Below are 22556 nucleotides of genomic sequence, written 5' to 3'. Positions count from 1 at the left end.
GGATGAGAAAACGCAGTACTTGGACATGGAGCTGGGGCGTTATTGCCACGCTTATCTTGGGTTTTGGTTTCAGTTTTCTCGGGAGTTGGCTCCTCGAGCGAACGAATGAGCAACGGGCTACAGACGCTGTCGCTGCGGCCACTGAAAACGCGGCGGTGTCAGTCCTGAGTCGTCTGAACCTCTACCAATATGGCCTGCGTGGTATCCGAGGGGTGGTGTTGACTGCAGGTGAGCATGGCATCAGTCGGGAGGCGTTCGACCGATATAGCCTCACACGTGATTTTGCTACCGAGTTTCCCGGGGCTAGGGTGATGGGGTTTGTGAGACGTGTACCGGAGCAGGAAGAAAGCCAGTTCCTCAAGTTGGCGCGCGCCGATGGCAAAGCGGATTTTTCAGTTCGTCAGTTCTCACCACAGGCTGGTGAGCGCTACATCATTCAGTATGTTGCACCTGTCCAGGGGAATCAGGCCGCTATCGGCTTGGACATTGCGTCAGAACAATCCCGTCATGCCGCCGCTCTAAGTGCTGTGAAAAGCGGAGCAGCTCGTATCACCGCTCCCATTACGCTGGTGCAAGCCACTGGCAAACCGCAGCAGTCCTTCCTGGTGCTCATGCCGATCTTCCGTGGCGGAGCAACCCCAGAAACTGTCACGGAGCGTGAGACGCAGACGATAGGTTGGGCCTACACGGCAATCCTGACTGGAGATGTGCTGAAAGACCTGGGTATCGAAAACGAAACGGTGCACCTTCAACTGACTGATGTCACCACCCCCGGGAAAGCGGAGGTTTTCTACGAGAGTACCGATGACTTGAAAAGTCATGAGGTGCTAATGACCCACAAGCTTGAGCGTGAGGTCTATGGCCGAAAGTGGCAGATAGTGCTTAGCGCGCACCCCTCATTTATCGAGCGCCTGCATCAGGTCTCACCAAAGCTCATTCTTTTGTTGGGGGGCTTAGTAACCCTGCTGTTGGCGGCCTTGACTGGGGTCACGAGCCTCAGCCGCCATCGACGGCGGCTGATTTTTGCTGAGCAAGCAAGGTTGGCCGCCATCGTCGATGGTTCGGCCGACGGCATTATCGGCAAGACTCTCGACGATATCGTGACCAACTGGAACAAAGGTGCGGAGCAACTTCTTGGCTATACCGCAGAAGAAGCCGTCGGCAAGCCCATGGCCGCACTTATCGTTCCCAAGGAGTTGGTCGCCGAAGAAGCCGACTACCTTGTCCGTATCAAGGAGGGAGAACGGATCTCTAACTTTGATACGCAACGTATTTGTAAGGACGGTCGACAGGTTGAGGTTTCGGTCAATATATCGCCTATTTATGATGAGACCGGACACGTGGTCGGTGTCTCAAAGACACTGAGAGACATTTCCTCGCAAAAGCTGGCAGAAGCCAGGATTCTCGAACTCAACTCTAATCTGGAGCAGCAGGTCGCCCAACGAACGTCTGAGCTGCGACACCTCAATCTGCTGCTGGGTAGCGTTTTGCGCTCGGCTACCGAGGTCTCAATCATTGCGACTGATCTAGATGGCACTATTCGTGTGTTCAACAATGGCGCCGAGCATTTGCTGGGATATGACGCCGCAGAAGTGCTGGGAATCCGCAGCCCCATGCTGATTCATGTCCCCGAGGAAGTCGCAGCCCGCAGTATCGAATTGACCAGTGAATATGGTCTGGCGATCGAGGGTTTTCGGGTATTCGCTCATAAGCCTGAACTTGAGGGGGCGGAAACCCGTGAATGGACCTACGTCCATAAGGACGGCTCGCAGTTTCCGGTGACGTTATCGGTTACTGCTATGCGTGACGACGACGGAGCATTGAGTGGTTACTTGGGCATTGCGGTGGACGTTACTGAGCGTAAGGCGGTTGAGGAAAAACTTGCAATTAGTCTTGCTACAACTCAAATACAACGCGCAGAGCTGTTGGCGGCACGTGATCAATTGCTGATGGCTGCGGAAGTTGCCGAGTTGGGGATCTGGTCCTGGACATTGGAAGATAACTCCTTGCAATGGAATGACAGGATGTTTGAACTCTATGATCTACCACTTTCGTTGCAAAATAATGGGTTGAATTATGAGCACTGGCGCTCCCGCGTTCACCCCGATGACTTGATGATTGCTGCGCAAGAACTCGATGCGGCGATCGAAGGGCGGGATGTATACGATTCAATTTTTCGTATTGTTCGTCTTGATGGACAGGTACGTTCTATTCACGCGGGAGCACAAGTCGAGCGTGACCACGCGGGTGTTGTATTGCGGTTGACCGGGATTAATCGAGACATCACGACGCAGCGCGAGCTTGAGTCTCGGCTGCTTTATGCTAAAGAACAGGCCGATGCTGCGAGCGCGGCCAAGTCTGCGTTTTTAGCAAATATGAGTCATGAAATTCGTACACCAATGAATGCAGTTCTGGGGATGTTGCAGTTGGTGCAGAACACTGACTTGAGTGTTCGGCAGCTTGATTATGTGAGCAAGGCGCATAGTGCTGCTAAGTCGTTATTGGGCTTGCTTAACGATATTCTTGATTACTCCAAGATTGAGGCTGGCAAGTTACAACTGGACGTGCATCCTTTTGAACTTGAAGCACTTATGCAGGAGCTGGCCGTTGTATTGGCGGGTAACCAGGCACAGAAAGAGGTCGAGGTGATGTTCGATCTTGATTCGAACTTGCCAAATGACCTGATAGGCGACAGTTTGAGACTGCAGCAGGTGCTGATCAATCTGGCAGGCAATGCTCTGAAGTTCACCCTGCAAGGCCAGGTCGTAGTCAGCCTCAGTCTGCTGCAATGCAGCCAAAATATAGTGAGCATACGTGTTGCCGTATCTGACACTGGAATTGGTATCAGTCCGGAACAGCTTCAGTGGATTTTTGATGGCTTCACTCAGGCCGAGGCCTCGACCACTCGGCGTTTTGGTGGCACCGGCTTGGGCCTGGTGATCTGCAAGCGCCTAGTAAGGATGATGGGAGGCGACCTGCAGGTAGAGAGTCAGGTGGGAACGGGCAGTCGTTTCTGGTTCGATATCGATCTGGAGATTTCTACGACCCCCTTGCCAAAGCTTGCTCACACGGCGATCGATGCCAGCACCCGAATTCTTATTGTCGACGATAACGCCATCGCCGGAGAGCTGCTATGGAGAGCTGTTCAAGCCTTGGGAGGGCAGGCAGATCACGTCAATAGTGGCGCTCAAGCCCTGGAGTGGGTACACAAGGCGCGGGCGCAGGGAGAGGCCTACGATCTGATTCTAATGGACTGGCGAATGGCTGATATGGACGGCATCAGTACTGCGCGGATGATTAAACAACAGAGTGATGGTGCGCCACCGAAAGTGATCATGATCACCGCTTATGGTCATGAAGTATTGGCTGATGCCTATCAAGCCGGAGATGCTCCTTTTGTCGGCTTCCTCATCAAGCCTGTGACCCCCAAGCAATTGGCAAGTGCAGTGCAACGTGCGCTCAACACCACTAACGACGCCCAGGCGTCTTGCGCCAAGTCGGTAATCAACAAGATCCGGCGCCTCGACGGCCTACGGTTTCTGGTAGTGGAAGACAACATGCTCAATAGGCAGGTCGCCGATGAGTTGCTGACAGCAGAGGGAGCGCAGATCACGCTAGCGGAAGGTGGACTGGAGGGCGTAAGCAAGGTACTGGCTGGTGGTGATCCGTTTGATGTCGTACTGATGGATATACAGATGCCGGACATTGATGGTTTTGAAGCAACCCGCCGAATTCGCGCAGACCGCCGTTTCGTCACACTGCCGATTGTAGCGATGACGGCGAATGCATCCAGCAGTGATCGGGAGGCCTGCCTAGCAGCAGGCATGAATGGACACATCGGTAAGCCTATAGACTTGGAGCAACTTGTTGCGACACTTCTACTTCAAGTGAAACCTACGAGCAGCGTGACAGTACCGACTGAAGCACAGTGTGCTGTAGAAGAGACTGTTGTCGAGCCGCGTGAATCAATCATGCGCCGTTTTGGCAGCAATCTGGATTTGATTCACAGTGTTTTGCGCAACTTTGGCCCAGAAATCGAGAAGCAACTGACTGAGTTGCATGATCAGATCCAGCATCAGGACTTTTTAGCGGTGACACGTACGCTTCACGCCATAAAAGGCAGTGCTGGCACCATGGGAGCCAGGGCGCTCTCATCGCTCGCGGGTCGTCTGGAGTCCATGCTTTTGCATAACACCGACGCTTCGGTGCCAACCGCCCTTGCAAGCACTGCCTGTGTCGACGAGTTGAGCGAGTTGCTGCATGCTAGTGTTGAGAAACTGAATACGGAGTTTGATTCGCCCGCGCACTTGAATGTTGATGCCCGTTCGGAGCCCATTGCAATCACACAGTGGCGAGAGTCCCTGGAGCAAATTCTGCTATTGCTTGAGGTGGGCAACCTTCAGGCGATAGAGCTGGCGGATGCACTGGCGCCAAAAACACCACCGCCGCTGCGCGATCGATTCGACGAATTAGTCATTCTGGTGCAGTCACTTGATTTCGGCACCGCGATACCGATTGGCCGCGACCTCTTGAAAATCGCTTGATGGAGCCATTTATGGAAGCTTGGTTACCACTCACTCATGTTCGCCCTAAACTCTTAATTGTCGACGACCAGCCGACCAATATTCGAGTATTACATGAGCTGTTTCGTGAATATTGTCATGTGTTCATGGCTACCAATGGCGAGCAAGCAATCAACCTGTGTCAGACCCAGCTACCTGACCTGATCCTACTGGACGTGGTCATGGAAGGCGTGGATGGTCACGAAGTCTGTCGACGGTTAAAGGCCGATCCGTTGACCCGTGCTATCCCTATCATTTTCATTACAGCTCAGCAGCAAGACTCTGACGAAGTGTTAGGGCTTGAGCTGGGAGCTGTTGACTTCATTAGCAAGCCTATCAATGCGGTAATTGTCAGGGCGCGTGTACGAACACATTTGACCCTCAAGTTACAGAGCGACCTGCTGCGTACCCTGGCGATGATGGACGGTCTTACAGGCGTGGCTAATCGGCGTAAGTTCGATGAGCACCTGATATCTGACTGGAGACAATGTTTCCGAGAGCAGAAACCATTGTCGCTGATTATGGTCGATGTCGATTTTTTCAAACGCTTCAATGACCGTTATGGGCATCAGGCAGGAGATGCCTGCTTGCGAGCGGTTGCTCAGGCACTAGCAGAAGCGGTGAGGCGTCCCTATGACCTTGTGGCGCGTTATGGTGGCGAGGAGTTTGCGTGCATTCTGCCCAATACAGATCTTCCTGGAGCCATCGAAATTGCAGAAAAGATGCAAGCACGTATTCGTGGGCTGGGTATTGAGCATGCTTCTTCCGATGTAGATCGCGTGGTGACTATCTCATTAGGTGTCGCAAGCATGACGCCGGCAGGTGATCTTGATTGGCAACAATTGATAACGATGGCAGATAAGCAACTATACGAGGCGAAGATAAAGGGAAGGGCCAGAGTTTGTTTTCTTGCTGCCTGATCCTTCACTGAATAAGTGGCGAACATCCGCTGAAGCAGTTGGGGGGGGGCAGGTGTTTGAAGGCATCTAAAACGGAAAGCCTCCCTGGCCTTGTGCGAGACGCAAGCTTCTTGGGTCTCCACAAAGCTTCTTCTGTGTAAGCGTCCGCCCAACACACCTTCCCGATCCCAGCAATTAGGGCAATGATGCCAAATCAATCCAAAGTGGGCACCTGAAATGCCCATACCGGCACAGTCACATTAGTTTTGGCTAAGGTCAGTTATCCCACCATGCGTCTCGAGGCGTGTTTGCCTGCGATAAAAGGCGTGAATAGCCCATACCACCCCTACGAATAGCAACCCTGTCCCAAGCGCTTCCATAGGAGAGGGCCAGCGTTGGTTGATGAGCAGGCCCATCGTAGTTGCATAGATGGTTCCGCTGGCGATCAATTGCCCGCTGAGAGCCAGAGGTAGACGTCGAGTTGCAATTGACCATGCCCAGGCACCCGCAAGGGTAGCCCCTAACCCCTGAATCAACCCACAGACTAATAGCGCCTGAGTACCTGCTAACCCGCTCGGATGGCTAGCGAAGTGGGACAGGTTCAAGTGCAGACCAACGGGTATGAACGCCAGCATCTCGACGCTGCACATGAAGATCAGCATGGCTGACCACAACATGGGGGACATGCTTGGGCGCTGAGCCAAAGCACTTTCATTTAACAATCCAAAGCTCGTCCAAAATCCAATTGCCATTAACGATGCGAGCAGCCCCAGCAGTATCGAATGGGTCGGGAGCACCACCTTAGCGGCGCTAAAATCAAACACGCTCAAGTTGACCAAACTTATGCCCAATGCCGCCACCAGCAGCGGCCCTGCAATGGCGCGCCAGGGCACGCTGGAGCTTCGCATGTTGCCGGCAATCGCTAGAACAATCGGTACTGACCCCATCATTACCGGAGGGATCACCGGCCCAGCTGCCAAGACCGCAGTGGTGATCAGGAAGAAGTAGCCGATGTATCCCAAGAAGCCCAGCAGTGCGGCACAGGCCCAGTCGCTCAGTCGCAATTGCCGAACTTCGCTGCGGTAAACAAACAGCACAAGCAGGCTACCTAAACCGGCAAAGGCATAGCTCACCACAGCCAGATCAAAAAGGCTGTAATCGCCGACCAACCCCGGAAAGATGTAGAGCAGCGACCATGAAAAAGTGGCGGCAATGGCCGCCAATAGGCCGAGGGTCATACGCTCTGCTCCTGTTGGGCCTGCTTCCGGATCCAGCAATGAGCTACGTGTTGGGCAGTGTCGAATACCCGCACGTCCTGGCCCATGGCGCCGCTGACAAAACTGCCCTCCAGTAAGATAAACAGCCCCTCAGCAACTACGTCAGGGTCACTTATACCGGCGCTCACGGCCAAGGTAGTGAGATTGTCGCGTATCCCTTGCTTGTGCCTGCTCACTGCCAAATGCACAGGGTGGCTAAACTCGGGGAATTCAGCCGCACTGTTGACGAACAGGCACCCGCGCTCGCTATCTTGCAAAAGAAAGCATTGATACAAATCGAAAAAAGCGAGCATGCCACTGACCGGGTCAGGATGCCCTGCCAAAGTGCGCGCTACCTCTTCACGCCAGCGTCGGTCACGCTCCTCAAGGCAAGCCACTATCAGCGCATCCTTGGAGGGGAAATGGCTGTAGAGCGTCATCTTGGTAACACCCGCCATAGCGGCGATGGCCATCACACCAGTAACGTATATACCTTGTGACAGAAACAGCTTCAGCGCTGAGTCAATCAAGCGCTCACGGGTATTGTCCAATTTAAGGCACTCCGGCATGGGGACGGAGATGACTATACTGACCGGTAAGATTGATGTGCATCCAAATACGACCTGAATCATGGCCGTTACGACACAGACCGCAGCATGCCAGTGCAGCAGTAAATCGTAGGATTTGGCCAATCAGGAAGTTCGCTACGCTAGCTAAGCGCCCCCTGCACCTGCGTGGTTAAACGGACGCCCACTGATGCGGCAGTAGCTGGTCGATCTCACTCGCCCGCTGCGTCAGCACATCTTTGAGATAGGCATACGGATCATGCCCATTCATCCGTGCCGACTGGATCAAACTCATGATCGCCGCCGTCCGTTTACCGCTGCGAAGCGATCCGGCAAACAACCAGTTCGAGCGTCCAAGCGCCCACGGCCTGATCTGGTTTTCGACTGGATTGTTGTCGATAGGTATAGTTCCATCTTCCAGGTAGCGCGTCAGCGCTATCCAGCGTTTAAGGCTGTAATCCAAGGCTTTGGCCGTCGCTGATCCATTGGGCACAAGATCGCGCTGGGTCAACATCCAGTCGTGCATAGCTTTCACTAACGGTGCCGCTTTTTCTTGCCGTATCCGCCAGCGATCCTCATCACTCATGTCGCGCGCTTGGCGCTCAACCTCGTACAAGCCTCCAATCAAGTGCAGTGCCTGTTCTGCCAACTGACTTTTATTCGCCACGTGCAGATCGAAAAACTTGCGGCGTGCGTGGGCCATGCAACCAATTTCGGTCATGCCCTTCTCGAAACCGGCTTTGTAGCCAGCAAAATCGTCGCACACCAGCTTGCCGTTCCACGAGCCGAGGAAGTTACGTGCATGCTCACCGGCGCGGCTCGGACTGAAGTCATAAACCATTGCCTTAAGCGCCGAGAACGGCGTGGTGCAGTAAGCCCAGACATAAGCGCGGTGAGTTTTCTTCTCACCGGGCGCAAGCATCGGCACCGGAGTTTCGTCGGCATGGACAACTCGTTGGGCCAGTACAGCTTCTCGCAAAGCATCAACCAATGGCTGAAGCTGTACACCGGTCTGCCCAACCCATTGCGCCAGCGTCGAGCGGGCGATGGCTAAGCCGGCGCGGCCAAAGATTTTCTCCTGCCGGTACAGCGGCAAGTGGTCGGCGAATTTTGCCACCATTACGTGAGCGAGCAGACCTGCTGTAGGTATTCCCTTGTCGATTACCTGGGGCGGCACTGGTGCCTGGATCAGTGTTTCGCGCTGACGGCAGGCCCATTTTCCACGCACATGCTGTTCGACGGTGAACGCGCCCGGCGTGTAATCCAGCTTCTCGCTGACGTCCTCGCCGATGCGCTGAAGTTGGCAGCCGCAGGGGCACTGGGTGTTTTCCGGTTCGTGATGGATCACGGTGCGTGGAAACTGCAATGGCAGCGGCGCACGCTTGGGTTGTTGGCGCTTCTCTTCTGGAGCGGGAGCCGGCCGAAGCGCCTTCAACTCGGCGTCGATAGCCTCAAGATCCGTATTGAGCAGGTCGTCGAGCAAGTTGCCTTGCTCGGGGCTAATCTGCTCGCTGCGCTTGGCGAACCTGTGCCGCTTAAGGATGGCGATCTCGTGGGTCAGCTGCTCGATGATGGTTTGATCGCGGTGGATCTTTCTGCCCATGGTGTCGACCTTCGACAGCAACTGCGAAGCGAATGCACGCAGTTGGTCGGGAGGCATTTGGTCGAGGTTGGGCGAGGAAGTCATGCCTTGGATTTTACCAAAGCAGATCGCTTGCGGTAGAAGGCCGAGGCGCTAATTACAGTTTCTAAAGTAGTGTGATGGCGCCGCCAGCGCCGACAAGCTGCCAAGGCAGACCGAGCACCAGTGCCTGAAGTTGTACTGTATCCAGTTCCAGCTCGCTACCTTGTCGAATACCTGGCCAGTGGAATTTGCCTTGGTTCAACCGCCGTGCTGCCAGCCAAACACCAATCCCATCATGAACCAGCACTTTCATTCGGTTAGCCCGTCGATTGGCGAAGAGATAAGCACAGTGCGGCATCGCCGCACCGAACACCGCAATCACTCTGGCCAACGCGGTCTCTGTACCGGCGCGCATATCCATGGGCTCAGTGGCGAGCCAGATAGCTTCAATGCGAATCATTGAGCAACCTCACGGATAAAACGCGCACAGCCATCCGGGTCGGAGGCTGGCCATTTCACCGTGATGGATTTATCGCCCAGCGATAGCGAAATGACAGCCATGTCTTCCGTGGCCCGCTTGGGCGTGGTTTTCAGAGGCACGAATGCGGGCAGTGCTGCGGGTGGTTGATCTCGGTAAATCGGCAACCATTTGCGGATGACGTTGGCATTGATGCCGTGGTTGATGGCAACGCTGGAGACCGTCGCTCCAGGTTTCAGGCATTCTTGGACGACCTGGGTTTTGAACGGTTTGGGATAAGAGCTTCGTTGGCGCATGGAAATCCTGGCGATAAGGGCAATCGCGTCCGCTTAAAAATACGCGGACACCATCGCCCTTAAACCTGGAGTTCGGAAGGTGTGTTCGCCAGCCCCTTACTCTTCTGTGCCACCATACCCGCCTGCTCGTGCTAGGACCTCAAGGCCATGGACGATCAGCGTTTCACACTGGTGACCAGTACGTCAGAAACCCCCAATCCGCCTAGGCATTAGAACTGGCGTAGATGTTGTTCAGAACATGGTGTTTACGTTGGCTGATTGTTGTGGAACGGCTTGATTGACATCCCAGTGCTCAACAATCCTGCCATCCTCGACCCGAAAGATATCGACACCTGCTGTCCCAGGGTCATTAGGAGTTCGGGTCGAGTGGACGTGTAAGTAGACTAAATCACCATCCGTAGCACTTCGAACAATCGTTGTATGTGCTTGGGGATTCCTGTTGAAAAAGTCAGTGAAGTAAGAGACGAATGCTACCTTTCCATCCGGAACATGCGGGTTGTGCTGCTTGTAGTCATCGACTATGACCTTGGCAGCCTCATCGACTTGATGCCTGTTGAAAAAGGCGTCATAAAACTTCAGTACAACTAGTCGATTCTGTTCCTCCGTTATTAGGTTTCTTGGCGTATCAGAATTGGCTAAAACACAGGTGCTTTTTGCCAAAAGTATAATAGTAGCGGCCACGAACAAATTGAACTTACTTAAGGTCATCATGTGTACTTTCCTGTGCTTAATGTTTTAGCGAAAATACTGAGTTGTTAGTGCTCGGCAGCACCGCTTCGAGCTTCGGAGAGTACTATCATTCCCTCCTCAGGGTTTTGACGTTTTGTTTGTGAATGGCGAGTTTGCAATATTCATCCGGAGCTAGTTTGAGTATCTCCGCAGCCGCTTTCATCGCTTCATAGTCCTTCTGGTGCAGTGCAATATGGATGTGAATCTTTTCCGTCTGACTATTCATCGAGTTCTCTATTTTCACGTTAGGTGCGTTTCCGCTGATGGCGCGTCAAACCAAGAAGTAGGCCCAGTTGGCGATCAGGTCTTTAACAACTTGAAAGCATGCATCCATTCATTTCGAGAAAACCCGGGGATACACCACAGCATGCACAGCGGTTCAATAGCGCGAGCTGCCTCAGCAGCGCCCATGTCAGCTGTCTCCCAGCCAATTTGTGCCAGAAGCACTCTCACTTCGACCTTAGCTTTCGACTCGTTACCGGCAATGAACATGGTTGGTGGCCCGCCGTCGAACTTGGGGTCGATGAAGTGCAAGTAGCCTACTGAATTCAGCGCCTTGACGAAGTGAATATCTTGGAATTCTGCTTGAATCAACTCCAGCAAAGACTCATTGGGACCAGTGAAAAATGACATCACTCCATTTACCGGTGGCGCATCAGCAACTGGATTGGTGGCGTCGATAACCGTCTTACCCAACATCCTCTGTGGTCCTGAAGCGCGCAAGACAGCCATAGCTGCCGAGCCTTTGACAGCGAGAATTAGTAGCGCCGCAAACTCCGCGGTCTCCGCAAAGCTGTGTATTCCGATGCCCTCCTCGCGAGACCAGTCGGCCAGCTTGGTGGGATTGGAGGTTCCCACTACCACGTCATGCCCTTTGCTCTTGAAACCGACCGCCAGCGTCTGCGCTACGATGCCCGAACCAAGAACGCCTATCCGCATATACATATCGGAGTCCTTCCAGCTAGTGTTGTTGAGTTGGTGAGAGGACTTTAGGGCTAGGTACAGATGCTTTGAAGTCACTAACGATCAATTAACTAACAACCAGAAGTTAAAAATAACCAAATGAAAAATCTGCAAGGTTTGTTGGCTTTTGTCGAAACAGTCAACACAGGTAGTCTCACGGCGGCCGCTGAGCGCCTCGATGTCAGCCCAGCTGCGGTCAGTAAAAACCTGGCCACATTGGAGCGTCAGCTGGGCGTGCGTCTGCTCAACCGCAGCACCCGGCGGCTCTCGACCACCGAGGAGGGACAGCACTTTTTGCTGCGTGCCCAAACTGCGCTTCGGCTACTGGATGAGGCCGTAGCCGATGTTAGCCAATCTGCCAGCACGCCGGTCGGTCGGGTACGCATCTCAGTGGGTGTGGGTTTTGGCCGCGAATGGGTGCTGCCCGTCCTGCCGGCGCTCACTCGTATGTATCCGCAACTCCAGATTGATGTGGACCTAAATAACACAGTGGTCAATCTGGTCGCAGAGGGCTGCGATATTGGTATTCGAGGTGGCCGCTTGGAAGACTCCAGCCTGATCGTGCGCCGGGTCTGCGATCTACCGGTTGCCTTATTTGCCAGCCCAGCATATCTGCGGCTGAACGGCAGTCCCGGCACCCCCGAGCAGTTGCACCGACACAGCTGCGCAATACCAAGATTTGGTCACGCACTACCGGCAGCCTGGCGCTTTAAATCGCCCGATGGTCGGAGTTATGAGCTAATCCCTAAGCCGCAGTTAACCACCACCGACCCCGAAACCTTACTGGATTTAGCGCTGGCCGACGTGGGCATCGTCCAAGCCTCATTGCTGCAGGCCCTACCCTATCTGAGATCAGGGCGCCTTAAGTTGCTAATGCCCGAATTGCATCAGGGAGGGGGGCTTGAGTTCGTTTTGCATTACCCGCACCGGCTCTATCTGGCCCCCCGGGTTCGGGTCGTGGTAGATGCGTTAATGCAGCATTTTCAAGAATCGTCGGACCTGCATCTCTCCGTTGAGGACCTGATCAAAGCTCTACCCTCATGCGTCGCAACTTAACGAGCTCAAACAACCATCAGCGAGCCTCACTGGTGATGGAGACGTCCCGAACATACTAAGAATTCGGGTCGAAGCATCCAACGATCAGTCTGGCCCTTCCCCTCAATGGGGTGGCGGATACTCAGGCACCGATAAAACTATGTTCAATGAAAACTGCGGGTATGGCGATGAGGCATAGTAGGGGCAAGACTGCTGCGACGATATGAAAAGTACCTTTGAGCATGGTAAGGCAGTAATGAAGGGTTGGTTTGACATTCGAACGCGGATGTTTGACCAGCTACCAATCATTTACACACTCATGGCAACTATTCTTCGATACGTCTCGTACAGAGATATCAGGTCTCCCTGAGACATGATTTCAAGGGGAGAGCGGCCATTGAAGAAATCATTTTGGTTGGCTAGGGAAGGGAAACCATAGAGATTCTTGGGGTTATCGAAAATAGTGCGCAGTGCCGCGTGAATGTTCAGAATCAAGCTGATCCGCTTCATTTGGTCCGGATCAAGGCGAACAGTCAATTGTCCATTGTCTTGTTTGGTGCGGGAGATAGTGCTGCGAGAAATGCGCAGAATATTGCAAATCTGAATGTTGGACGCTTGCCATTTCTCAAGCACAAGCGTTGCCGCTTGTAGACCAGTAGCACACTGACCTCTGGAGAGAGGCTGTGACTCGATTGCCCCATTCATGACAACACCTCACTGCTTTCAAACGTCGCCAGCTAATGCGGAACTATAACGCACAGCGCTCCCTGCTTGACCCGAAGAATGTGAGTTGGAACATCAGTAGCACATTGAGCTCAGAAGCTAGGTTCTGTACGAAGAGTATTGTTGCAAACACCGCATAGCACAGGCCAATGAGACCATCGCAGCATAACCTTTCGCGAGCTTGTCAAAACGCGTAACGATGCGACGGTTCTCCTTCAGCCAGCCAAACATACGCTCGATGATATTACGCTGTCGGTACTTGGGACGATCAAACAGTCTCGGCAGCCCCGGCTTTGGTTTGCGTTTTATGCTGCGCAGAGGAATCACCGGCTGCATCCGATACCGATCGCAGTAGCGACGCAACACTTCGGCGTCATAGCCTTTATCGGCCAGCAACCATCGGTCGCGTTTGTGGGGGCGACCGCGCAAGCTGGGTATGTACGTTTCATCGAGCAACGGCTGAGCACAAGCGATGTCGCGGACTTTTCCGCCCGACAATAGAAATTTCAGTGGCACACCATTCGCATCGCACAGCAGTGAACCTTGGTCGTCAGGCCGCCCCGGCTGCGTCCGAGCGCGTGATCTTGTGGTTCTTCAGGCCCCCGTTTTTCCCGGCACCAGAAGAGGCCCGGGTTGCTCGTACTACGGTGGAGTCAATCATCCAGGTCTCCAGCTCAATTAACCCTTGCTCGTTGAGCTTGATGTGAAGCCGTTTGAACATCTGGTCAAACGCTCCCCGATTGCGCCAGTCACGAAGGCGTTGATAAACCGTTGATCAGGGGCCGAAACGCTCGGGCATGTCGCGCCAGGCAGCGCCAGAACAAAGCACCCAAAGGACACCGTTGAGCATCAAGCGATCATCTGTTCGTGGGCGCCCGCTACGGCGAGGTTCATCGACGATATCTGCAACCAAGTCCCAGGCTGCGTCGGGAAGTTCGTACCGTTTGGTCATCGTGGGCTCCTGCCTTTGATGGACGCGGACTGTACTGAATCGTGACGCCAGTGGTATTCAAATTGGTTCGGCGGATTTCGTAAAGAGCCTAAACTACTACAGACTAGGCTAACCTCGACCAGCGCCTGCTGGGGCTGGACATTCTAGCGTTCGTCCATGTGCGTTTCGCCACCCACTCTGACCAGACCCTGGACGATTTCGAACAGGTGATCATGCGCCTGCCCGAGGTCCAGGCCTGCCACAAGATCACCGGCGACGCCGACTACCTGCTGCAGGTACTGGCCCGGGAACTGGACAGCTACAGCAACTTTGTCGAGCACGTGCTCAGGCGCCAGCCGGGCATCGCCTAGATCCAGTCGAGTCTGGCGCTGCGCGAGGTCAAGGCCACCAGCCGCCTGGCGATTCCCCAGCCGCTGCCCAAGTAGGGCAGCGATTTCCCAGATGATTACCCCGCTGGAGCCATGAAGTTCCATCTGTACAGACACGTGTGCGCCGAGTGCGACGTTGCTCCGTTGCAGCACCGCCACTGACTGTCGTTGTCCAAGCCCTAGCGCCTACTGGAACTCTCCGGACTCTAGGCAGAACGCGACTAGGGCCTGGTCGCTGTCCAGGTTGAGTTTGCGGATCGCCGAGATCTTCTGCGCGCTGACGGTCTTGACACTGCGCTTGAGGTTGGCGGCGATCTGCATCATCGACTCTCCACGCACGAAGTGCCGCAGCACCTCGTATTCCTTGGGCGTGAGGCTGCTCAGGCCGTCGGCCATGGAGCGCACCGGGGTGCTGTGGAATTCACTCTGCGCCATTAGGCTCGGCGGGTGGTGGATGCGCCCCAGCCGGACGTTTTCCAGGGCACAGAGTAGTTCGCTCATATCGTGGCGCTTGAGCAGCACCGAGCGCGCGCCGATGTCATACAGCGCGGCCGCGATCATCGGGTTGGACATCATGGTCAGCACCAGCACCCGGACCCTGGGGAAGTGGCGGATCAGGTAAGTCACCAGGCGAATACCGTCGCCGAACTTCTCGTCGCCCTCCATGAAGTAATCGGTAATCACCACGTCGATTCGCGGATCGTCCGTGAGTTGCTGGATCAGTGCGCTGGGGGTGGTAACGGCAGCCACCACTTCATATTGGCCGGTCTTGTGCAACAAGTCGCCGACTGCAGCTAGCACCAGGGGATGATCGTCAGCCAGGGCAACTCGGGTTTTTTTCATGGTGGATACGATCCGTTTTCGTCGAAGGAGATGCACAGGAATGTGGGGGCGGCGAGAGGTCAGTCGGGCTGGCTGATGTCCTGCAAGGCGTGCAACAGCGTCAGGCTATTCGTGCGCGTGGTGGCCGTCAAACCGACTTCTCGCAGGCTCTGTCCCAGGGTTTGTAGCTGTTGGATCAGAGGCTCGTGGCCGGCGACCGCCAGCGATCCGCGTATCCGGTGCAGCAGGTGGAAGATGCGCTCGTAGTCTTGCTGGTCCAGGGCCTGGCGCAGGTGTTCGAGGTCCAGCTTCATGGTGCTGGTGAAAATCTGTTGCAGGTTGGGCGGCAGGCTGCCGTGATCTTCGGGCGACTTTGGGTTGGCAGGCGGGATTTGAGCCTCCTGCGGGGGCTGTTGGGTGAGCTGCGCCAGGCTGGCCCGCAAGGTCAGCAGGGCGACCGGCTTGACCAGCCAGGTGTCCATGCCAGCGGCCTGGCAACGGGCTTCTTCATCGCACATGGCGTTGGCGGTGATGCCGATGATCGGCCGGTCGTCCCCCGATGCCCGCAGTATGCAGGTCAGCTCATAGCCGTTCATGCGCGGCATATTGACGTCGGTCAGTAGTACGTCGTAGTCACCCACTCGCCACAGGTCGAGGGCTTCCGCACCATCGGCGGCCAGGGTGTTGCGACAACCCAGTTGCTGCAATTGATGGCTCAGGGTCGCCTGGTTGATCGGGTTGTCCTCAGCCACCAGCACATTCAGCCCCAGGGCCGGCAGGCCGCTCAGGTCGCAGGGCGGCGGTTCGCAGGGCTGCGGAGCACGCCCGAGGCGGCGTTCGATCAGGCGGCCGATGGCCATGAAGTCATAGGCTTCGTTCAGACCCGCGCCTTGCTCCTGATGATCACCGCCGAGGTCGATCTGCAGCCATTGTGTGCCCGGTGGCGCCGGCTCGGGGCTGTCCTCCAGAAGCCGTAACAGGATGCCCTGGCCTTGGGGGGGCGCGGCCGCCGGGTCCAGTGGGCTGGCCTGGGCACCCCATTGTTGTAGCCACAGGCACAGGTTGTCGGTGAGTTCGTGGTGTGGGCTGTGGACCTGGATCTGCGTACCGCCGAGGTCCGGCAGAGGGGGGACGGGCACCTTGTCGGCTACCGGCAGTTCCAGGCTCATGGTGAAGCTGCTACCCAGGCCCAGTTCGCTGGTGAGGTGGATCTGGCTGCCCATCAGTGCCGCCAACCGGGCACAAATCGCCAGTCCCAGGCCAGCGCCGTGCACCGTGTGGGAATGGGCATCGATCTGATAGAAGGGGATGAACAATTGCTGCTGTTCCTCCTGGCCTATGCCGATTCCTGTATCCACCACTTGCAGTGACAAGCAGACCCGCCCCCGGCGGCTGTTCTCGCAGCGGGCGCGTACGATGACGTGCCCTGAATGGGTGAACTTGACTGCGTTGCTGATCAGGTTGGTGAGGATCTGGCTGATTCGCCCGGTGTCGCCGAGCAAAGGCGGCAGGGCTGGGTCGACCGAGGCAAACAGCAGCAGTCCCTTGTTTCGGGCCGCGTCGACAAACGCCGCGGTACAGCGTTGCACCAGCGCCCTGGGGTCGAACGACTGATCGGCCAGGGACAGTTGGCCGGATTCGATCCGGGTGATATCGAGGATGTCACTGATGATCTGCAGCAACAGGCCCGAGGACACCTGGATGCGCTCAAGCAACTGGCGTTGTTCGCGGTCCAGGTCGGTCAGGCCCATCAGCTCCAGCGAACCGAGCACGCCGTACAGCGGCGTGCGGATCTCATGGCTCATGGTCGCCAGAAACACCGACTTGGCGCTGTTGGCCTTGTCGGCCGCCTGTTTTGCCTGGGTCAGTTGCTGTTCCATCTGTGCCCTGACACTCAGGTCGGCGAAGGCGCAGACCAGCACCTCCTGGTTGCGATAACGAGTCGGAGCGTAGGCGATGTAGAACGAGTGTCCGTCGTGGCTCTGATAGTTTTCGATTTCACCTGGCTCTCTGGCTTGGCTGATCCGCTCCAGCAGTTCCAGTTCCAGGCCGCTGTTCTCCAGGCTCTGGCCAATCTGGGTGTTGAACCACTTCAGGGCCAGGGTATTGGCGAAGACAATCAGGCTGCGCTCGCGGCTTAGCACGCACAGGGCCACCGGGGTGGTTTCCAGCAGGGTCCGGTTGAACTGGTCGCTTTCCACCAGCTCTCTATGGGCCCGTTGCGCCGGCACTATGACCCGCCGTTGATACCAGCGGACGTAGCTGCGTCCGGCCACGGGGCTCAGTACCAGCAGCAAGAGGAGCCCCGCCAGGGGCCAGGAGTGGCCAAGGAACAGGGTCCGGTAGCTCAACAGGTAATAGCCGGTCCAAGTGGCGCGCTCATCACTGATGCGAAACACCAGGCCGTCGCCGCGCAGGCTGAACTCCTGTTCCCTGTCCACAGGTTGCGGGCGTTCTCCCAGCAGCAAGCCATCGTGCTGGTTTTCCAACCAGAAAGCGTCATAGAAGTTAGGTTGCGTCGGCCGCGAAAAGACATTGATGCGCTGGCGATGGGTCAAGGCCGCGGCGTAGGTGCCGGCTTGGGGTGAGCCTGTGCCGAGGTGTGGCGCGCGCAGCGGGGTGAAGGCCAGCAGATGGTCGGCAAACCCCGGCAGGCGAATCCAGCGCACTTCATCGTCGTGGCTGCCGTGAGCGCTGTTGCGTATGGTCTGGATGCTGGCCATGACCTGGGCGGCGGACAGTTGCGGCTGGTGCGTGTCGACCGTCGGTACGGTGTAGCTGCTGCCGGTACCGGCATCCACCACCAGCAAGGCCGAGGCCGGGTAGCTTGAGCGGACCCAGAAACTGGAGTAGAGGTCCGCCAGGTAGCGGCCGAAACTCGCCGCTCGGGGGCTGTCCAGGGGGCATTGGAGCATGTCCTCGCAGACCAGGGTGAAGGGAGTTTCTACGCTTGAATGGCTGCCCTGGAACAGGGTGGCGCCAAGTGCATACTGCTGGTCCATGAGGCGAAAAATGCTGGCTGGGCTCTGCGGGTCATGATTGCCGAATGGCTCGCTTTTCACGCGCTCGAGCAGGACTTTCTGCTCATCCAGGTAGCGGGTCAGCAACTGGAAGTCCACGGCAATCCGTTCCTGCTCCTGGCGAATGATCCGCTGGCCACCCCAGAACAGAGCGCCGCCCATGATCAGCAGCAAAGGCAGGATGACGAACAGGAGCAGATTCAGTCGTCTGAAGTTTTGTGCAATGCGTCGTAGCGGGATATCTGGCATGGGTTGGGTTAGACGTGCTGGGTGAGTGAGAAAAGCTCGGGTGTGACAACACTGCATCCCAGCAATTGTGTAAACGCCTCCTGCTCCAATGCCGCAGAAATAAGATAGCCCTGGGCGCTGTCGCAACCAATTTGGCGCAAGAACTCCAGATCGCGAGCCGATTCTACGCCCTCTGCCACCACTTCCAGGCCTAATTGCCGGCCCAGCTGCACCGCCGCCACCAGGGCCGCGGCACGGGTTTCATCGGTGGCGGCGCCGTGGACGAAGTGGCGATCGATTTTCATTTCGGTAAAGGGCGTGGATATCAATGCGTACATGGAACTGTAGCCCATGCCGAAGTCATCCTGAGCCAGGCCGAAACCTTTCAGGCGCAGGCGGCTGGCGCCCATGTGGTACTGGCCTGGGGACAGCGGCCGTTCGGTCTCCAGCAGCTCGAAGCACAGGTCGCTGGTGGACAGCCCGGCGGCAACGGTCAGGCGCTGCAACTGGTCCGGCAGGCCGGGGTCGTCCAGCAGCCCGGTGGGCAGGTTGACCGAGACCTTGAGGCGATAGCCCAGGCGCTGCCAGTGCTGCTGCGCCTGGATCGCGTCGTCGAGCATCAGCAGCAACAGTTGATGGTCCAGTTGGCACCGGCTGATCGAGGCCAGGAACGAGTCCGGCATCAGCAGGCCGAAGGACGGGCTGTCCCAGCGCACCAGGGCCTCGGCGCCGACGATCCGGCCACTGCTCAGTGAGCGCCGGGGCTGGAACCTGGCCTTGAGTTCGCGACGCTCGATGGCCCGCTCCAGCACCTGGCGGTCGAACACCGCCGCATGCTCGGGCCGGGGCACAACCCCGTGGCCCTGGCGGTTGCCGATGATGGCGCTGATCTGCTCGACGTGGGTCGCTTCCAGTGGCTTTGGGAAGGTCCCGAGCACCGCCAGGCCTTTCTCCTTGGCCATCAGGCTGACGCTGTTCATCAGCCGTCGCGAGCAGGAGGAAACGATCGCCAGGATCGGCACTTGCTCGACGCCGGTCAGGGCGTGGATGAACTGCACCCCATCCATTTCCGGCATGTGCAGGTCCACCAGCACCAGGTCGTAGACCTGGCGGTGCAGCATGGCCAGGGCCTGGCGCGCGTCCAGGGCGCTGTCCACCGGACCGAACCCTGCCTGCTGCAGCAGTTGCCGGGCCTGCATGCAGTGTATCGGGTGGTCGTCCAGCACCAGGACGCGCAGGGTTTTGGGCAAGCTCACATGACTTTCCTCTTGATGGATTGTAGTACCTCGCTCAAGGCGTCCAGGGGGACCGGCTTGAGGAGCAGTTGGCGGATCCCGGCCGCTTCACAGCGGCTGCGCAGTGCGGGCGAGAGTTCACCGGTGATGCCGATGATGGGGCCGTCGAACCCGCGCTTGCGCAAGGCACGGGCAAACGACAGGCCGTCCATGTGCGCCATCTGCAGGTCGGTCAGCACGGCGTCGAAGGACAGCAGGTCGCTGCGTTTCAGGGCCTTGACGGCACTGGCGCAGGCTTCCATGTGGTTGCCCAGGTAGCGGCCCTGCTGAAAGATCACCTGCAGTGACAACGGGCTGTCGTCCACCGCCAGCAGCTTGAGGTCCAGGCTCGGAACCAGGGCCTCGGGGGAGGCGAAGCGGCGCTCGGCGACGATGCCGGACTGGGCCTGGGCTACGGCATTGCGCAGGCTGTCGAGGTTGAAGGTGCGGGCGATCCAGCTGTCGCTGGCCTGGTGCTGCGGCGTACCCATGCCGGGCGCGTGCATGATCACTCGCGGGCCACTCCAGGCCACCGGCCGTGATGGGCCGAGAAAGGCCTCGACCAGCACCGCCTTGCGGGACTGCGGGTCGCGTTCGGCGACATAGGGAATCGCCAGCGCGCCCCAGCGGTGTAACCAGTGGCAGAGGTTGAGGTTCACTTCCAGGACATCACCGCGCACATACACTAGGGTTACTCCCAGGCGCGGCAGGTCCGGCGCCGGTGCCGCGTTGCAGGGCTCCAGGGCCAGGCTGAAACTGAAACTGGAGCCCAGCCCCGGCTCGCTGATGGCGGTCAACTGCCCCTGCATCATGCACGCCAGCCGTTGGCAGATGGCCAGGCCGAGCCCGGTGCCCGAGGTCTTCTGGCCCAGCCAGTTGGGGACACGGTAATAGGGCTCGAACAGGTTGGCCTGGAACTCCGGTGCGATTCCCGGGCCGCTGTCCACCACCTGGAAACGCAGGCGCGGAGCCTGGCCCGCCGGCGCTTCGGCATGCAGGCGCAGCACCACGTGGCCGGATTCGGTGAACTTGATGGCGTTGCTCACCAGGTTGTTGAGGATCTGGCGAATGCGCTCGCCGTCGCCGAGCACCTGCTCGGCGACATTCGGGTCCAGGGTCACGTACAGGCGCAAGCCCTTGCTACGGGCCCGTGCCGAGTAACTGAGGGCAACTTCCTCCATCAGTCTCACCGGGGAGAACGGTGCGAGGTTCAGGCTCAAGCGGCCGGACTCGATCAGCGACAGGTCGAGGGTGTCGTTGATGGTTCGCATCAGCGCCGAGGAGGCTTGCTGGCTGGCGTCCAGATAGTCGCTTTGTTCGGCGCTGACGGCGGTGGTGCGGAGCATTTCCAGGGAGCCGAGGATGCCGTACATGGGCGTGCGGATCTCGTGGCTCAGGGTACTGAGGAACAGGGTTTTCTCGTGGCTGGCTTGGTCCGAGAGCTGCTTGGCCTGCAGCAGCGACTTTTCGGCCACCTTGAAGTCGGTGACGTCGCTGATACAGCACAACACCGCGGCCACGCCGTTGTAGCCGGTGGGGGCGCATATCAGCTGGATGAACGTGCCGTCCTGCAGTGCGTGGTCGATGGTGTGTACGCGGTTGTGCGGCACCTCCAGGATTCGCTCGCGCAAGCCGGGGACCGAGTCTAGCCAGCGACGTCCGGACTCGTTACACAGGATCAGCCGACCATTGTCACGGCGCATCAGGCACAGGCCAACTGGCGCAACCTCGATGAAGCGCTGGTTGAGGGAAACGCTGTCCGTCAGGGCGCTGTAGTGACGCATTGCAGGTTCCACCAGACGCAGGCGGATGTAGCGGGCGCCGAGAAAGGTCGCTGCAAACAGCAGCAAGGTCACCACCAGGGTGCTGTACAGCAGAGCGGAGCTGTCTTGCAACAATTGGCTGACTGGCGCGTAGTACACTAGGCGCCAGCCGGCGTTGCCCACGGATTTGTTGAGCTCGATGTAGTCAGGCAACCCGCCTAGACGGTGAAGGCCGAAGGAGTCTTCGTCGGCCTGCAGGCGCGACAGGCTACCGGGCACTTGCCAGTTGGTGCTGTGCAGCACCAACGCGCCCTGGGCGTCATAGAGCAGGTACTTGCCCTGGTGCAGGCCCAGAGGGTCGAGGGCCTGATCGATTTTGGTGAGTTCCAGACCAAGCCAACCCTCGCTGGCCTGGTGTTCGTCCACTGGGCGAAGCAGGTACACCTGTTTGTTGACGTTGGCGCCGGTCCAGTACCACAGGGTACGCGCCCCTGGGGGCTGGGTCAGCAGGTTCTGTGCTGCGCGCTGGTCAAGCTGCTTGAGCCAGGGGGCGGCGTTGGCGTCGTCGGATGGCAGTGTGGGTTTGCTGCCCGACGGTTCGTAGAGGGTGCTGACTAGGCCCTGTTCCGGGGCCAGGTAGAGCAGTTGGCTGTGGGTGTTGTCGACCTCGACCAGATCGCGGGCGGTGAGCACCAGTGCCCAGCGCGGTGGCTCGGCACGGCCGAATGGCAATATCCGCAGTTGCTCGTTAGTTGCCAGAAAGTTGCGGGTGGAAGAACTAAGGCGATCATCGCTAGTGCGTACCGCCGAGGAAGAAATGGCCTTCAACAGGCTTTCCCGTTGATTGAAGAATTGTTGGGCGTTAAATGCCGCGGCGTTCATCTGCCGGCGATAGTTGGAAAGTGTTTCATTAAGTGACCATTGAATCACGAAGCCGGCGATGATCATGATGCAGAACAGCAGGCTGTACATGAACATCCGCAGCAGGACCACCGGAA

At 57.4% G+C, this 22556-nt stretch carries 16 protein-coding genes and 2 pseudogenes; 4 read left to right on the top strand and 14 right to left on the bottom strand.

Translation table 11 applies throughout. The features are described 5' to 3' along the window. Positions 1-2 precede the first annotated feature (2 nt). On the top strand, positions 3-4544 hold the full coding sequence (locus tag PFZ56_RS05685) for a CHASE domain-containing protein (RefSeq protein WP_394304611.1): 4542 nt from the start codon (positions 3-5) through the stop codon (positions 4542-4544). A gap of 11 nt (positions 4545-4555) precedes the next feature. Continuing rightward, positions 4556-5482, top strand: coding sequence for a diguanylate cyclase (locus PFZ56_RS05680; protein ID WP_394304610.1), 927 nt, complete (start codon positions 4556-4558; stop codon positions 5480-5482). Between the two features lie 239 nt (positions 5483-5721). Here PFZ56_RS05680 and PFZ56_RS05675 read toward each other — a convergent pair whose 3' ends face one another. The 8 genes from PFZ56_RS05675 to PFZ56_RS05640 form a co-directional block, all read right to left on the bottom strand. Beyond that, positions 5722-6699: a DMT family transporter gene (locus tag PFZ56_RS05675; RefSeq protein ID WP_273892430.1), complete on the bottom strand. Its 978-nt coding sequence runs from the start codon at positions 6697-6699 to the stop codon at positions 5722-5724. Continuing rightward, positions 6696-7268: a TetR/AcrR family transcriptional regulator gene (locus PFZ56_RS05670; protein ID WP_394304609.1), complete on the bottom strand. Its 573-nt coding sequence runs from the start codon at positions 7266-7268 to the stop codon at positions 6696-6698. Before PFZ56_RS05670 ends, PFZ56_RS05675 begins: the two co-directional genes overlap by 4 nt. A gap of 187 nt (positions 7269-7455) precedes the next feature. Beyond that, on the bottom strand, positions 7456-8970 hold the full coding sequence (gene tnpC / locus PFZ56_RS05665) for an IS66 family transposase (RefSeq protein ID WP_394304608.1): 1515 nt from the start codon (positions 8968-8970) through the stop codon (positions 7456-7458). A gap of 61 nt (positions 8971-9031) precedes the next feature. Continuing rightward, on the bottom strand, positions 9032-9367 hold the full coding sequence (tnpB, locus tag PFZ56_RS05660) for an IS66 family insertion sequence element accessory protein TnpB (RefSeq protein WP_394304607.1): 336 nt from the start codon (positions 9365-9367) through the stop codon (positions 9032-9034). Then, positions 9364-9681 (bottom strand): IS66-like element accessory protein TnpA, encoded by a 318-nt coding sequence (gene tnpA, locus PFZ56_RS05655; protein WP_394304606.1) that lies wholly within the window; start codon positions 9679-9681, stop codon positions 9364-9366. Before tnpA ends, tnpB begins: the two co-directional genes overlap by 4 nt. A gap of 231 nt (positions 9682-9912) precedes the next feature. After that, positions 9913-10392, bottom strand: a complete 480-nt coding sequence (locus PFZ56_RS05650; protein ID WP_394304605.1) for a nuclear transport factor 2 family protein — start codon at positions 10390-10392, stop codon at positions 9913-9915. 85 nt (positions 10393-10477) lie between these two features. Then, positions 10478-10636, bottom strand: coding sequence for a hypothetical protein (locus PFZ56_RS05645; RefSeq protein WP_273892435.1), 159 nt, complete (start codon positions 10634-10636; stop codon positions 10478-10480). Positions 10637-10710: 74 nt separating this feature from the next. Next, a complete protein-coding gene (locus PFZ56_RS05640) occupies positions 10711-11355 on the bottom strand; it encodes an NADPH-dependent F420 reductase (protein ID WP_394304604.1) in 645 nt (214 codons plus the stop codon). 117 nt (positions 11356-11472) lie between these two features. On the opposite strand from PFZ56_RS05640, the gene PFZ56_RS05635 reads away from it, so the two are divergent. After that, entirely contained in the window at positions 11473-12429 is a 957-nt protein-coding gene (locus tag PFZ56_RS05635) for a LysR family transcriptional regulator (RefSeq protein WP_394304603.1), read from the top strand. Between the two features lie 288 nt (positions 12430-12717). Here PFZ56_RS05635 and PFZ56_RS05630 read toward each other — a convergent pair whose 3' ends face one another. Next, the gene (locus PFZ56_RS05630) at positions 12718-13113 is read right to left on the bottom strand and encodes a hypothetical protein (protein WP_394304602.1); all 396 of its coding nucleotides are present in this window, start codon (positions 13111-13113) and stop codon (positions 12718-12720) included. Positions 13114-13230: 117 nt separating this feature from the next. Beyond that, a pseudogene (locus PFZ56_RS05625) lies at positions 13231-14083 on the bottom strand (IS5 family transposase). A 107-nt stretch (positions 14084-14190) separates the two neighbouring features. On the opposite strand from PFZ56_RS05625, the pseudogene PFZ56_RS05620 reads away from it, so the two are divergent. Then, positions 14191-14508 (top strand): annotated as a pseudogene (locus PFZ56_RS05620) (Lrp/AsnC family transcriptional regulator); the annotation flags it as partial. A gap of 129 nt (positions 14509-14637) precedes the next feature. Here PFZ56_RS05620 and PFZ56_RS05615 read toward each other — a convergent pair. From PFZ56_RS05615 to PFZ56_RS05600, 4 genes are read right to left on the bottom strand one after another with little or no spacing between them, the layout of a single operon-like run. Next, on the bottom strand, positions 14638-15294 hold the full coding sequence (locus PFZ56_RS05615) for a response regulator (protein WP_394304601.1): 657 nt from the start codon (positions 15292-15294) through the stop codon (positions 14638-14640). Between the two features lie 59 nt (positions 15295-15353). Next, positions 15354-18542 (bottom strand): ATP-binding protein, encoded by a 3189-nt coding sequence (locus PFZ56_RS05610; protein ID WP_394304600.1) that lies wholly within the window; start codon positions 18540-18542, stop codon positions 15354-15356. Between the two features lie 8 nt (positions 18543-18550). Next, a complete protein-coding gene (locus PFZ56_RS05605; protein WP_394304599.1) occupies positions 18551-19777 on the bottom strand; it encodes an EAL domain-containing protein in 1227 nt (408 codons plus the stop codon). Then, entirely contained in the window at positions 19774-22530 is a 2757-nt protein-coding gene (locus tag PFZ56_RS05600; protein WP_394304598.1) for an ATP-binding protein, read from the bottom strand. The genes PFZ56_RS05605 and PFZ56_RS05600 overlap by 4 nt, the downstream gene beginning before the upstream one ends. Positions 22531-22556 lie beyond the last annotated feature (26 nt).

Origin of the sequence: Pseudomonas danubii, from assembly GCF_042980055.1 — a bacterium.
In the GTDB taxonomy this organism is placed as follows: domain Bacteria; phylum Pseudomonadota; class Gammaproteobacteria; order Pseudomonadales; family Pseudomonadaceae; genus Aquipseudomonas; species Aquipseudomonas danubii.
Note: the sequence above shows the minus strand (reverse complement) of the source record. Positions and strands in the feature narration are given on the sequence as shown.

What these genes read in the sequence shown, in the direction of transcription:
- PFZ56_RS05635 (WP_394304603.1), top strand. Translation starts at nt 11,473, where the DNA reads ATGAAAAATCTGCAAGGTTTGTTGGCTTTTGTCGAAACAGTCAACACA.
- PFZ56_RS05640 (WP_394304604.1), bottom strand. Translation starts at nt 11,355, where the DNA reads ATGTATATGCGGATAGGCGTTCTTGGTTCGGGCATCGTAGCGCAGACG.
- PFZ56_RS05610 (WP_394304600.1), bottom strand. Translation starts at nt 18,542, where the DNA reads ATGCCAGATATCCCGCTACGACGCATTGCACAAAACTTCAGACGACTG.
- PFZ56_RS05675 (WP_273892430.1), bottom strand. Translation starts at nt 6,699, where the DNA reads ATGACCCTCGGCCTATTGGCGGCCATTGCCGCCACTTTTTCATGGTCG.
- PFZ56_RS05630 (WP_394304602.1), bottom strand. Translation starts at nt 13,113, where the DNA reads ATGAATGGGGCAATCGAGTCACAGCCTCTCTCCAGAGGTCAGTGTGCT.
- PFZ56_RS05645 (WP_273892435.1), bottom strand. Translation starts at nt 10,636, where the DNA reads ATGAATAGTCAGACGGAAAAGATTCACATCCATATTGCACTGCACCAG.
- PFZ56_RS05680 (WP_394304610.1), top strand. Translation starts at nt 4,556, where the DNA reads ATGGAAGCTTGGTTACCACTCACTCATGTTCGCCCTAAACTCTTAATT.
- PFZ56_RS05615 (WP_394304601.1), bottom strand. Translation starts at nt 15,294, where the DNA reads ATGAAAAAAACCCGAGTTGCCCTGGCTGACGATCATCCCCTGGTGCTA.
- tnpB (WP_394304607.1), bottom strand. Translation starts at nt 9,367, where the DNA reads ATGATTCGCATTGAAGCTATCTGGCTCGCCACTGAGCCCATGGATATG.
- PFZ56_RS05600 (WP_394304598.1), bottom strand. Translation starts at nt 22,530, where the DNA reads ATGTACAGCCTGCTGTTCTGCATCATGATCATCGCCGGCTTCGTGATT.
- tnpA (WP_394304606.1), bottom strand. Translation starts at nt 9,681, where the DNA reads ATGCGCCAACGAAGCTCTTATCCCAAACCGTTCAAAACCCAGGTCGTC.
- PFZ56_RS05685 (WP_394304611.1), top strand. Translation starts at nt 3, where the DNA reads ATGAGAAAACGCAGTACTTGGACATGGAGCTGGGGCGTTATTGCCACG.
- PFZ56_RS05650 (WP_394304605.1), bottom strand. Translation starts at nt 10,392, where the DNA reads ATGATGACCTTAAGTAAGTTCAATTTGTTCGTGGCCGCTACTATTATA.
- tnpC (WP_394304608.1), bottom strand. Translation starts at nt 8,970, where the DNA reads ATGACTTCCTCGCCCAACCTCGACCAAATGCCTCCCGACCAACTGCGT.